This window comes from Cupriavidus sp. KK10 (assembly GCF_018223725.1).
Lineage (GTDB): Bacteria > Pseudomonadota > Gammaproteobacteria > Burkholderiales > Burkholderiaceae > Cupriavidus > Cupriavidus necator.
Map to the genome: position 1 here is coordinate 3,970,747 of NZ_CP073677.1, position 13,810 is coordinate 3,984,556.

The following is a 13,810-nucleotide window of genomic DNA, read 5'->3' on the forward strand; positions in this document are numbered from 1 at the left end:
CCCGGCGGCCGCGCTCAGGTGCGCAGCCCGACCAGCCCGGAAATCTTCTCCGAAGCTTCCAGCAGCGGCGGCAGGAAACGCTCCAGCATCTCCTGCGCGCTGGTGCGGTTGGCCTGGCCGCTGATATTGATGGCGGCGATGGTGTGGCCGGCGCGGTTGCGGATCGGCGCGGCCAGCGACACCAGCCCTTCTTCCAGCTCCTGGTCGTTGAGCGCCCAGCCGCGCTTGCGGATGTCGGCGACGATGGCCTTGAGCGCATCCACGTCGGTGACGGTGCGGCCGGTGCGCGCGCGCATTTCGGTGGCGCGCAGCACGCTGTCGAGCTCGGGCTCGGCCAGGCCGGCCAGCAGCACCCGCCCCATCGACGAGCAATAGGCCGGCAGGCGGCTGCCGATCGACAGGTTGATGGTCATGATCTTGCGCGCCGGCACGCGCAGCACGTAGACGATCTCGGTGCCGTCCAGCACCGAGATCGAGCAGCTTTCATGCACCTGCTGCGACAGCGTCTCCATGATCGGCTCGGCCAGGTTCCAGAACGGCATCGAGGTCAGGTAGGCGAAGCCCAGGTCCAGGATCTTGGGCGTCAGCCGGAACAGGCGGCCGTCGGCCTGCACGTAGCCCAACCCCACCAGCGTCAGCAGGATGCGGCGCGCGCCGGCGCGCGTCAGGCCGCTAGCCTGGGCGATCTCGGTCAGCGTCTGGGCCGGGTGCTGCGCGTTGAAGGCCCGGATGACCGACAGCCCGCGTGCAAAGGACTGCACATAGCTGTCGCTCGGCTTTTCGGGCGTGGCGGCGGCGGTCTGCGGTGCTTGCGGCGGGTTCTGGCGGGAATCGGCGGGACTGGCCATTTACGTAGCCCGGCGCGGTTCGCCGGATTGGCACGGAAAGGCCGAAAGGGTAGAGGAAATGCCGGGATTGCGCCAGTACCGGCCCCGGGCGCGGCCTGGCGCCCGGGGCGTGGGTTCCTTACCGGAAGCTGCGCTGCGCCAGCACGAACACCGCTGCCACCACGCACAACACGGCAAAGCCGTGCAGCATGTCCATGCCGGCCAGCAGCGTGGCCTGCCGGTCGACTTCCAGCGAGATTTTGGCCAGACTCGTTGCCGAGAGCGCATCCGGCGCCTGCAGCACCGGGTTGTAGCGCGTGATGTGCTCCACCAGGTGGGTGCGGTGCTGCGCCAGGCCGTCCTGCATGAACACGCTGGCCAGGCCGGTGCCCATCGCCGAGGCGATCTGCTTGCACACGTTCTTGAACTGGTAGGCGTGCGAGAAATCCTCGACCGGCACTTCCAGGTAGGTCATCGATGCCACCTGCACCATCAGCAGCACCGGCGTCAGCCCTTCAAGCAGCACCACCGGCACCAGCGCGTAGTCCGGCGCGCCCGGCATCAACTGGTGCGACAGCAGCATCGCCGCGCAGGCGTAGACGACAAAGCCGATGGCGATCACGCGCCGCTTGCGGAACACCAGCGCCATGCCCAGCGTGATGACGACGGCGCCGATGGTCGACACCGTGCCGCTGGTCGACAGCAGCATGCAGGTAGTGCGGAAGGTCAGCCCCAGGCCGGTCTGCGTGAGCGACGGCAGCAGGAACGACCAGGCCGACGAGAGCAGGTAGTACAGCGTGTAGAAGCCCAGCCCGTACAGGTACTGGCGCCCGGCCAGGCGCGAGAAGTCGATCCACGGGTCGGGATGGCGATACAGCCGCCAGCCGCTGAAGGCGAACAATGCCAGCCCGCACAGCGCGGCCAGCGGCATTTCCAGCGAACTGAAGAAGCGCGTATAGCGCATCTCCTGCAGCGTGTGCAGGAACACCAGCGCGCCCAGCGCGGCGGCGATGGCGGCGGGCCAGTCCAGTGTCGATACCGGCGGATGCGGGTCGCGCGGCGCGCGGGTCGGGTAGGTCAGCGCCACCGACAGCAGCACCGGCAGGGCAATGCCGGCCTGGAACAGGAACACCGCGCGCCAGCCGATATCGTCCAGGAAGATGCTGGTCAGCCAGGGCGTGATGGCCAGCATCGAGAACGCGCCGCCGCCGAAGCGCAGCATCAGCGGGCCGCGCTCGGCCGGCGTCGACACCAGCTGCACCAGGATGCGCGAGGCCGCGAACAGGCCGCCGGCACCCAGCCCCTGCACCGCCTTGCCGGTGATCAGCCCGGTGGGGCTGGCAAACTCGGCGCAGATCAGCGAGCCCAGGACAAATACCAGCAGCGACCCCATGGTGAAGCGCTTGTAGGTGATGCGGCGCGCGACCTGGTCCAGCACCATGTTCATCAGCACCGCGGTGGCCGCGTAGGCCGAGATCGCGTACAGATAATCTTCCGGCGCGGCACCGACGCCGCCCTGGATATGCTGGCTGGCCACGCCCATCATCAGCGTGGAAGAGAAGTCGATGCCGGTCACCAGCCCGAGCGTCAGGCCGAACAATGAAAGACGCCAGTGACCCATTTCCGGGTGACTGGCGAGCTGCATGCGCGGGCGCTGGGGTGTGGGGGCGGCGGGGGCTAGGGCTGCTGGAACTGCGGGGGCTGAGGCGTCCGGTCCAGCTGGGACAGGCGTTTGTTGCATCGCTCAAGCATAATGTAGGCCTGCCGTCGGGAACTACAGCTTGTCAGGGAAACATTGTCCGGTGAACGAAACAATCCAATGGAATGATTGGGAGGCGTTCTGCTGCGTGGTCGAGCAGGGGACGTTCACGGCCGCGGCGGAGCAGCTGGACTGCCCCAAGTCGCGAGTCTCGGCCGCGGTGGCGCGGCTGGAAACCGCCATCGGCGCCAAGCTGCTGGAGCGCACCACGCGGCGCATGCGCCTCACGGATGCGGGCAAGGCGGTCTACCGCGATGTTGCCCCCTTGTTTGCGCGCCTGCGCGAGATTCGCCAGGAAACGCTGGCGCGTGAAGAGCGCGTACAGGGCGTGCTGCGCATCGCCACACCCTATGAGTTCGGCGCCCAGCAGCTGGGCGGCGTGATTTGCCGCACGCTGGCGGCGCACCCGGCGCTGGATGTGGCCGTGGAAATCACCCAGGGCCTGGTCGACCCGATCCGCGACGGGTTTGACGTGGCCTTTGTCGTCGTCGATACCGACCTGCCGGACTCGGGCACGGTGGCGCGCCGTATCTACCACGTCGAACGCGGCCTGTTTGCCGCGCCGGCGCTGGCGGACAGCCTGCCGGCGCAGCTGCGCCCGGAAGACCTGGCCAATATGCCGACGCTGACCACGCCCGGCGACACCGTCTGGGAATTCACCCGCGACGGCCAGACCGTGTCCGTGCCGATCCGTCCGCGCATGCAGACCCACAACGCCGAACTGCGCGTGCAGGGTGCGCTGGCGGGGCTTGGCATCGCCCGGCTGTCGGTCATTTATTGCGAGGCCGAGATTGCGCAAGGGCGGCTGGTGCGCGTGCTGCCGGACTACCCGCTGCCGCCGCTGCGCGTGTTCGCGCTGCTGCCGGACCGGCGGCTGCAGCCGCGCAAGGTGCGGGCCTTCATGGAAGCGATCGAATCGATGATGGTGTCCGAGCTGGAGCCCAACGCGGGCCTGGACGGGGGCATGGGGGCGGAAGCAGCCGCGAGCGGGCATGCTGAGGGAGAGGCCCACCCGGCGGGTTGAGGGCGCTGGCGGGCCGCCACGGCCGGGGCCGTGGCAAGGGAAGGGGCAGGGACTCAGGCGCCGTCGGTGAAGGCGTCGCGGCGGTCGGTGACATTGGCGCCGTCAGTGAACGGGTCAGGCTTGCCAACCCGCGCGCCATCGGTGTACGGATCGGGCTGGCCGATTTTGGCGCCGTCCAGGAACGGGTCGGCCTTGCCGACGTGGGCGATGCTGCCGTCCAGGCGGGCGATGTCGGAAACGGGTTCGGAGGCGTGGGCGGCGGCCGCGGAAAACGACAGGCTGACGGCGCACAGCAGGGAAAGCGCCAGGCTGCGGCGTTGGGTGATGGTCTTCATGATGTGTGGTCCTTCTAAGGCAGGGTACGTGGCGGAAGCGCCGCGGTGCCTGTAATGTAGGACTTCACACTGGGCAGAAAAAGGGGCAATTCTCGACACACTGTCCAGGACTCTGGACAATGTGCCGAGCCGCCGGTAGGTCAGTAGTGCATGCCGAAGATGCCGGCGCCCAGCCGCGCGATCACCATCAGCAGGATCTGCGCGATCACGAACAGCACGAGCGGCGAAACATCGAAGCCGCCCAGGCGCGGCACCACGCGCTGGATCGGGCGCAGCACCGGCGCGGTCAGGTGGTCGATGGCCGGGGTGACCGGCGAATGCGGGTTGACCCACGACAGGATCGCCATCAGCAGCGTGACCCACATCACCAGGCTGATCGCCCATTTCAGCACATAGAGCAGGGCGGTCAGCAGCATGGCCGGCAGGAAGCCCAGCAAGTCGATGCCGCTGATCAGCGCGACCAGCACCAGGAACACCACCGCGGTCAGCCAGGCGCCCACCACCGTGGCCCAGTCGATGCCGCCCAGCCCGGGGATGATCCGGCGCAGCGGGCGCACCAGCCAGTCGGTGATCTGGAACACTCCCTGGGAGACCGCATTGCGCGTAGGCAGCCGCGTGAGCTGCATCCACACGCGCAGCAACAGCGCCATGCCGAACAGGGTGAAGACGGTATCCAGCAGGAAGAGAGCGATTTCCGAGAACATCGGTGCGTTTTCCGGTGACGGGTGAAGGTGTCTGCAACCGCACAGATTCTGCCATAGCCGGACGCCGGCACCATGCAACTATGCGCCGGGCACGTGACCTGGCTGACAGGATTGTGCTGGCGGCGCGGTGCGCGGCCCCTATAATTGCGTGCGCCCCGGTTGCGGGACCGGCCGCGCGCCCGTGGTCTTGCGCGTTGTGCCTGCGCTTTCATCCTCCTTTGCGCTTTTTTCGCCACCTTATGCCCAGCAAGTCCGCCCCGTCCCGGAAATCCACATCGCTTACCAAGGCGGACTTCGAGGCGCTCTCGGATTTCCGCTACCAGTTGCGGCGCTTCCTGCGGTTTTCCGAAGATGCGGCGCGCGAGGAAGGGCTGACCGTGCAGCAATACCTGCTGCTGCTGCATATCCGCGGCTGTGCCGACAAGGACTGGGCCTCGATCGGCGAGCTGGCAGAACGGCTGCAGGCCAAGCAGCACGGCGTGGTGGCGCTGGTCAACCGTTGCGAGGCGGCGGGGCTGGTCAAGCGCCGGCTCAACCCCGAGGACCGCCGCGTCGTGCAGGTGCACCTGCTGGCCAAGGGCGAGCGCTACCTGAACCGCCTGGCGATGCTGCACCGGTCCGAGCTGGAATCGCTGCGCGGCGCTTTCCGCGTGGCCCGCATCACCCAGTTCAACGACGACGGCGCCGAGCGCGGTTGAGCCCCGGCAGGCCAGCACTGCCAGCCGGTTACAGGCAGTTACCAATCACAAGTTCCGGTGACACCCGCCGGCCGCCGGCGGCCCTAGACTCGCGCGCATTCCCCAATACGCGCAGCGCGCAGGAGTCCTGACATGTCGATCCCCTTTCGTTCGGTTGTGCTTGCGGTGCTTGGCGCCGGTGCGCTGGCCGGGTGTGCCTCGCCGTACGGTTACGACAACGGCTATGGCGGAGGGTACGGCGGCAGCTACGGTGGTGGCTATAACAGCAGCGGCTACGGCAGCAGCGGCTATGGCGGCAGCACCACCATCAGCGGCTACCCGGCGCAGCAGGGCTACCCGCAGGCATCGGGCTACCCGCAGGGGTATCCGCAGCAAGGGTATCCGCAACAGGGTTACCCGCAGCAAGGCTATCCCCAGCAGGAATACCCGCAGTCTTCCTACCCGCAGCAGCCGTATCCGCAGCAGTCATATCCGGACGGCAGCTATGGCAACAACCATGGCAACCAGGCCTATGGCGTGCGCTACGGCTGGGTCGAGGCGATCGAGGTGGTGCCCGGCCAGCCGCCTTCGACCAGCGGCGCGGGCGCCGTGGTCGGGGGCATCGTGGGCGGGCTGCTGGGCCACCAGGTCGGCGGCGGCCGCGGCAATACCGTGGCCACCATCGGTGGCGCCGTGGCCGGCGCGGTGGCCGGCAACGAGGTCGAGAAGCGCACCGGATCCTCGGCCGCGGCTTACCGCGTGCGCGTGCGCACCAGCGACAACGCCTACCTGACGCTGACGCAGTCCAATGCCTACCAGATGCGCATCGGCGACCGCGTCAAGGTCGAGAACGGCGTAGCCGTGCCGTACTAAGCCTGCGTGCCGAACAGCTGCGCGTAGTCCTCGCGCAGCTGGCGCTTGAGCAGCTTGCCCGCCGTGTTGCGCGGCAGGTCCGCGACGAACACGATGCGCTTGGGCACCTTGAACGGCGCCAGCGCCTGGCGGGCATGGGCGATCAGCTCCTCCTCGGCGGCGTCTTCATGGCCGCGCTTGCGCACCACGCAGGCGGCTACCGCCTCGACCCACTTCGGGTGCGGCAGCGCGAACACCGCTGCCTCGGCCACCGCGCCGTGGGTGTACAGGCACTCTTCCACCTCGCGGCTCGATACCAGCACGCCGCCCGAGTTGATCACATCCTTGATCCGGTCCACCACGTACAGGTAGCCCTCGGCATCCATATAGCCGAGGTCGCCGGAATGGAACCAGCCGCCGGTGAAGGCTTCGGCGGTCTGTTCGGGCTTGGCCCAGTATTCCGTCAGCAGTTGCGGCGAGCGATGCACGATCTCGCCCAGCTCGCCAGGCAGCACGTCCTGCATGGTCTCGTCGACGATGCGGGTCTCGACATTCAGCACCGGCCGGCCGGCGGACGCCGGGCGCCCCGCATGCTCGTCGGGCCCCAGCACCGTGGCCAGCGGCCCGATCTCGCTCTGGCCGTAGCAGTTGTAGAAACGCAGTGCCGGCAGCTTCTGCTGCAGCTCCAGCAGCACCGGCACCGGCATGATCGAGGCCCCGTAGTAGGCCTTGGTCAGCGACCCCAGCCGCGCCGGATCGAAGTCCGCATGGCGCAGCAGCGCGATCCACACCGTGGGCGGCGCGAAGAAGCTGGTGATGCCCTCGGCGTGGATGGTGCGCAGGCAATAGCCGGCCTCGGGGCTGTCGGCGATCAGCGTGGTGCCGCCGCACAGCAGCAGCGGCATCAGGAAGACATGCATCTGCGCCGAGTGGTACAGCGGCAGCGCGGCCAGCGAGTAATCCGACGCGCGGATATCGCAGGCGGCGATGGTGCTGCCGTATTCAGCGAGCAGCGCGCGGTGGGTCAGCACGGCGCCCTTGGGCGCGGAGGTGGTGCCCGAGGTGTACAGGATTTGCGCGGGCGTGTTGTCGGTCAGCGCTTCGGACACCGGTGAAACGGGGCCGTTGGCCGCCGCCACCAGGATATCGCGCACCTTGCCGCCATGCAGCGTGCCGCTGACCTTGCAGGGCAGGCCGTCGACGCGGTCGGCCAGCGCCGGATCGGCAAAGATTGCGCTGGCGCCCGATTGCGTGACGATGTACTCGGCCTCCGCGCGCGTCATCGAGAAATTGACCGGCACATGGATCAGGCCGCTGCGCAGGCAGGCCAGCCACAGCAGCACGTAGGCGTCGGAGTTCTTGCCGAAGGCGGCCACGCGGTCGCCGGGGCGCAGGCCCCATTGCGCCAGCGCGCCCGCCACGCGGGCCGCGGCCTCATCCAGCTGGCGGTAGGTCCAGGCCCGATCGCCGAAGCGGATCGCGGTCTTGCCCGGGCTGCGCCGCACGGCGCGGGCAATGGCGTCGGGGATGGTGTTGCGCAGGGCGCGCTGCTGCTCTGGCTGCATGGTGGTCTCCATTGTTATGGTTTGGGGTCCAGCAAGTCTTGAAGCCAAGCGCCGAGGATAAAGGCTGCCGCCCGGCCATGGCAAGGCGGCAGCGGCTCTCGGGGATGAGGGACTACAGCGCTTCCGACAGGAACACCAGCGCGCGCCCATGCGCCAGCGCGGCGCTGGGCTGGTGGTAGGAGCCGCGCGCCCAGCAGTTGAAGCCGTGGTCCGCGCCCTCATAGACGAAGATCTCGCTGCCGGGTTTGCCGGTCATGGCGTCGCGCACGCCTTGCACGGCCCCTGGCGGGATATGCGCGTCGAGCGCGCCGTAGTGGAACTGCACCGGCACGCGGATGTTTGCCGCCTCCTGCAGCTGGTTCTGGATGCCGCCGCCGTAGTAGGGCACCGCGGCATCCACCAGTCCGCGCGCCGCGCTCAGGTACGACAGCAGGCCGCCGAAGCAGTAGCCCACCGCGGCCACCTTGCCGGCACCGGTGTGCTGGCGCAGCACCTGCACCGTGGCGGCGATATCGTCCAGCGCGGCCGGCACATCCACCGCCTTGCGCAGCGCCATGGCGCGCGCCATGTCGTCGCCTTCGTAGCCCAGTTGCACGCGCGGCGCCTGGCGCCAGAACACGTCTGGCGCCAGCACCGCATAGCCGTCGGCGGCGTACTGGTCCGCCACGGCGCGGATATGCTCGTTCACGCCGAAGATCTCCTGCAGCAGCACGATGCCAGGCGCGCCGGGCTGCACGCCTGCCGGCGGCAGGCTCAGGTAGGCATCGAAGCTGCCCGCGGCGGTGTCAACGCGGATCCACTGGCTGTCGGGGATGGCTGTCATGGGGAAAGGCTCCGGAAGGCTCTGAACAGGAAACCTGCAAGTTTGCCACTGCGCGCCAATTCATGCAGGGCAGGGCGCCCCGACGCTGCTGCCGTCAGTACGCGCGCGACTGCTTGTAGCGCTTGTTCCAGTTGTCGGTGTAGGCCCTGACCACGGCGGCGTCGCCGCGGATCAGCATGCCGTTCTCGGCGTTGCGCTCTTGCGCCGACTTGGTGAAGTTGAACGATCCGGTGAAGACTGCCTGGTCGTCGAACACCATCACCTTGTTGTGCGCGATCGCGGGCTTGTTGTCGATCACCACCGGCACGCCGGCGTGCTTGAGGTAGGTGGCGCTGGTATAGCGCTCGGACTGCTGGCTCTTGTCCAGGATCACGCGCACGTCCACGCCGCGCCGGTGCGCCTGTGCCACGGCCTCGGCAATCGGTGCGCTGGTGAACGAATAGGCCTGGATCAGCAGGCGATGGCGCGTGCTGCGGATGGCATTGACCAGCAGCGCCTGGCAACTCGCGCCATCGGGCACGAAGCACAGCGTGTAGCCGCTGCCATCGGCAAAGGGCCTGGCCGGCACCGGCTTCGCGTCCGGCGGCTGCGCCGGCTGGGCCGGCTTGCCGGCGCGCGTGGGAAAGTGGTTGGCGACGGCCTCGTTGAAGGTCTCGCTAATGCTGTTGGCGATGGTGTCGGTCACCTGGTCGAAGGTGGAAGCCGAGCGGGCGTGCGCCAGCAGCGCGAAGGGACTGAACGAGGTGAAGGCCGACACGGCGGCGGCCAGGCCCAGGCCCAGCACGGCCCGGCGAATGAATCTGTAGGTCACGGCGGATCTTTGCGTCGGTGAATGACAGCATGCGCGCGCCGCGCGCCGCATGCTGTCGGGGCGGGTCCGCAGCGTAGCAGCCGCATACGCCACTGGCAAAGCGTGATTGTGTAACAGGATCTGTGGCCGGCTATGCGGTGCAGCATCGGTGCGCCGCCGCTGCCCTTGGGACTATCCGCACCCGCGCCTATGATGGATGGAACCCCCGCGGGCCGCCCGCCAAGGAGAGGGATATGAGCAACCATACCTACAAGCTGGTCGAGATCGTCGGATCTTCACCCGATGGCTGCGACCAGGCCATCCAGAGCGCCATTGAAAAGGCCGGTGAAACCATCAAGAACATCGACTGGTTCGAAGTGGTGGAAACGCGCGGCCACATCACCAACGGCAAGATCGCGCACTACCAGGTCACGCTGAAGGTCGGTTTCCGCGTGACTTGAGTGCGGCGCCGCGCTTGCGCGGCGGTATCGCGCGACGGCACAGGCTGCGCTGCTTGTGCGGGTTGGTGCGCGTGCTCGCTCCAGACGCAGCCATCGGGATAAAAAAACGGCCGACGCGAGACTGCCGTCGGCCGGGTACAGGGAAACCTGGTGTCGTCAGCCCAAACGCGACCAGCTCAATCGAACTGGTACGAATAGGTCATGTTGATCCGCGGCGACCGATGGCTCGCATTGGTCGGCTTGTCACCCACCGGTTGTGCCACCGACAGGTCCAGCGTGTAGTAGCGCCGGTCCGAGAAGCGCGCGCCGATGGCCACCGACGACAGGCTGCGGTGCGACAGCGACACGCTGTTGGAGAACACGCGCGCCACGTCGGCCGACACATATGGCTGGATCGTGCGCAGGTAGGCCATGTCGGGCAGGAACAGGCGGCTGATTTCGGCCGAGGCCCCCCAGCCCTTGTCGCCCGCCACTTCGCCGGCGGGATAGCCCAGCCCGAAGAAGCGTCCGCCGAAGCTGATCTGCTCGCCCGAGGCCAGGCGGTCGCCGCTGTACTGGCCCGCCGCGGCCACGGTGAGGCCGAAGCCCGCCGGCAGGTCTTTCGACTGCGACAGCAGCAGCCGCGTGCGGAAGAAGCTCAGGTCGTTGGTATTGTTCTGGCGGCTCGCACCCAGCGCATCAAAGCCCTTGTACAGGCCCAGCGTGGCGTTGCGGCTCACGCCTTCGCCGCGCTGCGCGTAGGTCAGCTCCGCGGTGCCCACGCGCACGTTGGTGCCCAGCGTCACGCGCGTGCCGGTGGCGGTGTGGGTGTAGCGCTCGAACTGGTCGGCGCCGTAGAAGCCGCCGGTCAGCGTGAGCGAGTGTGCGTTGGACAGCAGCAGCGGATAGCTGAGTGAGCCGCCGATGCGCTTGGTGTCGTTGACGTAGCGAGGGTTGAACCCGATCGCCTCCAGCGTGGCGTTCTGCGGCACGCCGCGGTAGTGCGAGGCATTGAGCCGCGCGATCATGCCCTCGGTGCCGAGCGGCTGCGCGTAGCTGGCAGCGTAGTACTCCTCGTTGTCGCGGCCTTTGGGGAACAGCGCCGACACCGAGATCTGCTCGCCCAGCGGCGTCAGGCTGTTGGTAGTCGCGGTTGCAATCGCGCGCAGGCCCGGCGACATGTATTCGATGCCGGTGCCGAAGGTGAACGGCTTGCGCTTGACGTCGAGCACCATCTCGCAGGCGCCGTCGGTGGTGGTCGGCGGCTGCACCGTGGCCGCCACCTGCAGTCCGGGCTGCAGGGCCAGTGCATTGACGTAGTGTTCGAAACGGTCCTGGCGCAGCGGGCGGTCCTGCTGCAGCTTCTCGGCAATGGCGCGCAGCCGGCCCTCTGCCGGGCCCGCCTTGCCAGTGACCGTCACCTTGGCCACATAGCCTTCGACCACGGTGATCAGCACATCGCCGTTGGCAAAATCCTGCGCCGGCACGAAGGCGAACGAGAGCGGATAGCCACGGTCCTTGTACATCTGCGTCACCGTGCTGGCCGCTTCCAGCAGCTGTGCCACCGTGATCTCGCGATTGGCCAGCGGCTTGAACTGCGCGGCCACTTCCTCGAAAGGCAGCGTCTTCGCGCCCTCGATGCGAAAGCGCCGCGGTGTCAGGCGTGTATTGAGCAGGTCCTGCATGGCCGCCTGCGGCCGTTCGACCTGCACGGTCACGCTGCTGTCCGGCCGGGCCGGAGCGATCTTCGGGAGCGTCTGGGTCGGGTCGCCCTGGACCGGGCTGCGCGGATCGGCCTGGACCAGGCCGTGATGGAACGCGCCGACGCTGACCAGCAGCGCGGCAACGCGATGACGTGCACGCATGGTAATACCCCTGTAAGGAAATACTGCGGCTATTGACGTCGCGTGCCACTGGCGCGGGGATTGCCGCTACCCCCGGGCGCCTGCTGTCCGATGCTGCCGGCTTAGCGCGTGGCCGCTACGTTGAACCTGGTGTGCTCCGCTGCCCGCGATCAGGCGATCGCCCGGGCAGCGGCTGAGACTGGATTACTTCTGGCCGAGCGCGCCGGTCAGGCCGCCCAGCAGGCCGCCCACCAGACCGCCGATCGGGCCGGTGGCGCCGGTGGTCGAACCCTTGCTTGTGGTGCTGCCCGCGGTGGAGGTGGCGCCGCCGGTCACGGCGGCGACAACATTGGTGACGGGGGCCAGCGGGCTGGTGGTGCCCGTGCCCGCCGCGGCGCCGGAGACGCCGCCAACCACGCCATTCACCACGCCGCTGACGGCGGTGGTGACCGGTGCCAGCGGCGAACCGGTGCTGCCGCCGGTGGCACTGCCAAGGCCGCCGGTGATGGTGCTGACCAGGCTGGTGACAGGCGCCAGCGGCGAACCCGTGCCGCCGGCGCCTGCACCGCCAGTCAGCCCCCCGGCCAGCGCAGTCACCGGTGCCAGTACCGGGCTCAGCGCGCCCAGGCCGCCGCCGCTGGCGGGCCCGTTCACTGCGCCGCCCAGCGATGCCACGGTCGTGCCGGTGGCGTTCACCACGCCGCCGATGCCCGAGACCACCGGCGTGTTGGTCTGTTGCAGCTTGGTGCCGGCCGTGGCCAGCGCACCGCCCACGGTCGCCAGCAGCCCGCCGGTCGGAGCGCCCAGGCCCGTGGCCGCGCCCAGCGTCTGGGTGGCGCCGGTCAGCTGCGAAGTGATCGGCACGATCAGCTTGCTGGTGGTAGTGGTCACTTGCTCGACCGCGCCGGTCGACAGCACCGTGGTCAGCGTGCCGCCGGTGCTGGTCACCGTGTCGCCCAGCTTGTCCACCACCGTGCCCAGCGGCGAAGTCAGCGGCGCCAGCGGCGCGAGCTGGCCGGTGCCCAGCCCGCTGACAGCGGTGCCGGCGCTGGACACTCCCTTGCCGAGTTCGGTGACCACATTGCCGGTGCTGGCGACCGTGGTGCCAACCGGGTTGGTCGAATTGGGGATGCTGCCCAGGCCCGCTTGCAGGCCCGCGGCCAGCGCGCCCACGGCATCGCCGGTGGAGGCCACCACGCCGCCCAGGCCGCTTTGCGTCTGCGTCGGCACCAGCGGCAGGTTGGCGCTGCCGAGCTGGTTGCCGAGGTCGGTGACGGTGCTGCCCGTATTGCCCAGCACCGTGCCGGCATTGTTGATGACCGTGGCGGTCGGGGTCAGCGAGGTGGGCGTTTCGCCGCCGCCAGTGTTGCCGCCGTTGCCACCCGTTCCACCGGTGCCGCCGGTACCACCCGTGCCGCCGCCCGTGCCACCGGTACCGCCGCCGGCCAGGTCGGTGCTGCCGCCGGAGCCACCCATGCCGCCAGTGCCATCGGTTCCCGTAGTCTTAGTGCCGCCATTGGTGCCCGCCGTATCGCTGGTGCCCATGGAGGTCGATCCGCTGCCGCTGGCGCAGCCACCCAGGGCCAGCAAGGTTGCGAGGAGTGCCGTTACGGCGAGTTGTTGTTTGCGCATGTTCTGTTCCCTCATTCCCGTCGTTTAAATCGCTCGGCCGCGCAACGCGTTCGCTTTCTGCGTGCGGCGGTGACGGATATGGCGCAATCGGTATGCCAGCGCCGCGACGCGTCCCGGAAGGGACCCTGCGGAATTCGGGTGTGGTGCCCGCAAAGCCTTGCCGGGCGCGGTTCCCAGGGGAGTGGCGGGAACCGCTTGCGGCGCCGCCGGGGACGGGGTGTCGGGGCGGCTGCGCGTTACGCGTTACGTAACGTGTGGCGTCTGCAGGGAACAAAACAGCCGGAACGGCGGGCCATGCGGCGATGGCGACCCAGCCAGGAAAGCGCGCCGTGCCGTGCGCTGCCACCGCCCTCCCGCCACGGTCATCCGCGCCGCCGTGTTCCCGTGTTCCAGGAACACGTTACGTAGCACGTAACACGTCAGGCCCGCGCCGCAACGGCGTTTGGGCCCAGCACGTGGCTACCCCGGACCCCGGCAATCCGCGCCAGGCAAGGCTTGCAGCGCCGCGGCCGGTTCCGTGCCGGCACCGCCGGCGCCG

13 protein-coding genes are annotated in these 13,810 nt (G+C 68.7%); 4 read left to right on the forward strand and 9 right to left on the reverse strand.

The genetic code is table 11. The features are described from left to right. Positions 1–14: 14 nt before the first annotated feature. Complete coding sequence (locus tag KB879_RS18540; RefSeq protein WP_211979543.1) at positions 15–848, reverse strand: IclR family transcriptional regulator; 834 nt, start codon at positions 846–848, stop codon at positions 15–17. A 118-nt stretch (positions 849–966) separates the two neighbouring features. Then, complete coding sequence (locus KB879_RS18545; protein WP_013951867.1) at positions 967–2,568, reverse strand: MFS transporter; 1,602 nt, start codon at positions 2,566–2,568, stop codon at positions 967–969. A gap of 61 nt (positions 2,569–2,629) precedes the next feature. Here KB879_RS18545 and KB879_RS18550 point away from each other — a divergent pair, with 61 nt between their 5' ends. Next, a complete protein-coding gene (locus KB879_RS18550) occupies positions 2,630–3,610 on the forward strand; it encodes a LysR family transcriptional regulator (RefSeq protein WP_013951868.1) in 981 nt (326 codons plus the stop codon). A gap of 53 nt (positions 3,611–3,663) precedes the next feature. Here KB879_RS18550 and KB879_RS18555 read toward each other — a convergent pair whose 3' ends face one another. Continuing rightward, entirely contained in the window at positions 3,664–3,945 is a 282-nt protein-coding gene (locus KB879_RS18555) for a hypothetical protein (RefSeq protein ID WP_211979544.1), read from the reverse strand. 140 nt (positions 3,946–4,085) lie between these two features. Next, on the reverse strand, positions 4,086–4,649 hold the full coding sequence (locus tag KB879_RS18560; protein ID WP_041228513.1) for a YggT family protein: 564 nt from the start codon (positions 4,647–4,649) through the stop codon (positions 4,086–4,088). 239 nt (positions 4,650–4,888) lie between these two features. On the opposite strand from KB879_RS18560, the gene KB879_RS18565 reads away from it, so the two are divergent. Both KB879_RS18565 and KB879_RS18570 read left to right on the forward strand, forming a co-directional pair. Next, positions 4,889–5,347, forward strand: a complete 459-nt coding sequence (locus KB879_RS18565; RefSeq protein WP_013951870.1) for a MarR family winged helix-turn-helix transcriptional regulator — start codon at positions 4,889–4,891, stop codon at positions 5,345–5,347. A 132-nt stretch (positions 5,348–5,479) separates the two neighbouring features. After that, complete coding sequence (locus KB879_RS18570; RefSeq protein WP_013951872.1) at positions 5,480–6,199, forward strand: glycine zipper 2TM domain-containing protein; 720 nt, start codon at positions 5,480–5,482, stop codon at positions 6,197–6,199. Here KB879_RS18570 and KB879_RS18575 read toward each other — a convergent pair. The 3 genes from KB879_RS18575 to KB879_RS18585 form a co-directional block, all read right to left on the reverse strand. Then, positions 6,196–7,743: an acyl-CoA synthetase gene (locus KB879_RS18575; protein ID WP_211979545.1), complete on the reverse strand. Its 1,548-nt coding sequence runs from the start codon at positions 7,741–7,743 to the stop codon at positions 6,196–6,198. The two genes, KB879_RS18570 and KB879_RS18575, sit on opposite strands and share 4 nt — an antisense overlap. A 112-nt stretch (positions 7,744–7,855) precedes the next feature. After that, positions 7,856–8,566 (reverse strand): dienelactone hydrolase family protein, encoded by a 711-nt coding sequence (locus tag KB879_RS18580; protein WP_153954553.1) that lies wholly within the window; start codon positions 8,564–8,566, stop codon positions 7,856–7,858. 94 nt (positions 8,567–8,660) lie between these two features. Then, the gene (locus KB879_RS18585) at positions 8,661–9,377 is read right to left on the reverse strand and encodes a phospholipase D family protein (protein WP_238553110.1); all 717 of its coding nucleotides are present in this window, start codon (positions 9,375–9,377) and stop codon (positions 8,661–8,663) included. Positions 9,378–9,610: 233 nt separating this feature from the next. Here KB879_RS18585 and KB879_RS18590 point away from each other — a divergent pair, with 233 nt between their 5' ends. Further along, the gene (locus KB879_RS18590; protein WP_013951876.1) at positions 9,611–9,817 is read left to right on the forward strand and encodes a dodecin; all 207 of its coding nucleotides are present in this window, start codon (positions 9,611–9,613) and stop codon (positions 9,815–9,817) included. Between the two features lie 176 nt (positions 9,818–9,993). Here KB879_RS18590 and KB879_RS18595 read toward each other — a convergent pair whose 3' ends face one another. Both KB879_RS18595 and KB879_RS18600 read right to left on the reverse strand, forming a co-directional pair. Then, a complete protein-coding gene (locus KB879_RS18595) occupies positions 9,994–11,661 on the reverse strand; it encodes a ShlB/FhaC/HecB family hemolysin secretion/activation protein (RefSeq protein ID WP_013951877.1) in 1,668 nt (555 codons plus the stop codon). 183 nt (positions 11,662–11,844) lie between these two features. Next, positions 11,845–13,272 carry a collagen-like triple helix repeat-containing protein gene (locus KB879_RS18600; RefSeq protein WP_211979546.1) on the reverse strand — a complete coding sequence of 476 codons (1,428 nt, stop codon included), beginning with the start codon at positions 13,270–13,272 and terminating at the stop codon, positions 11,845–11,847. Positions 13,273–13,810 lie beyond the last annotated feature (538 nt).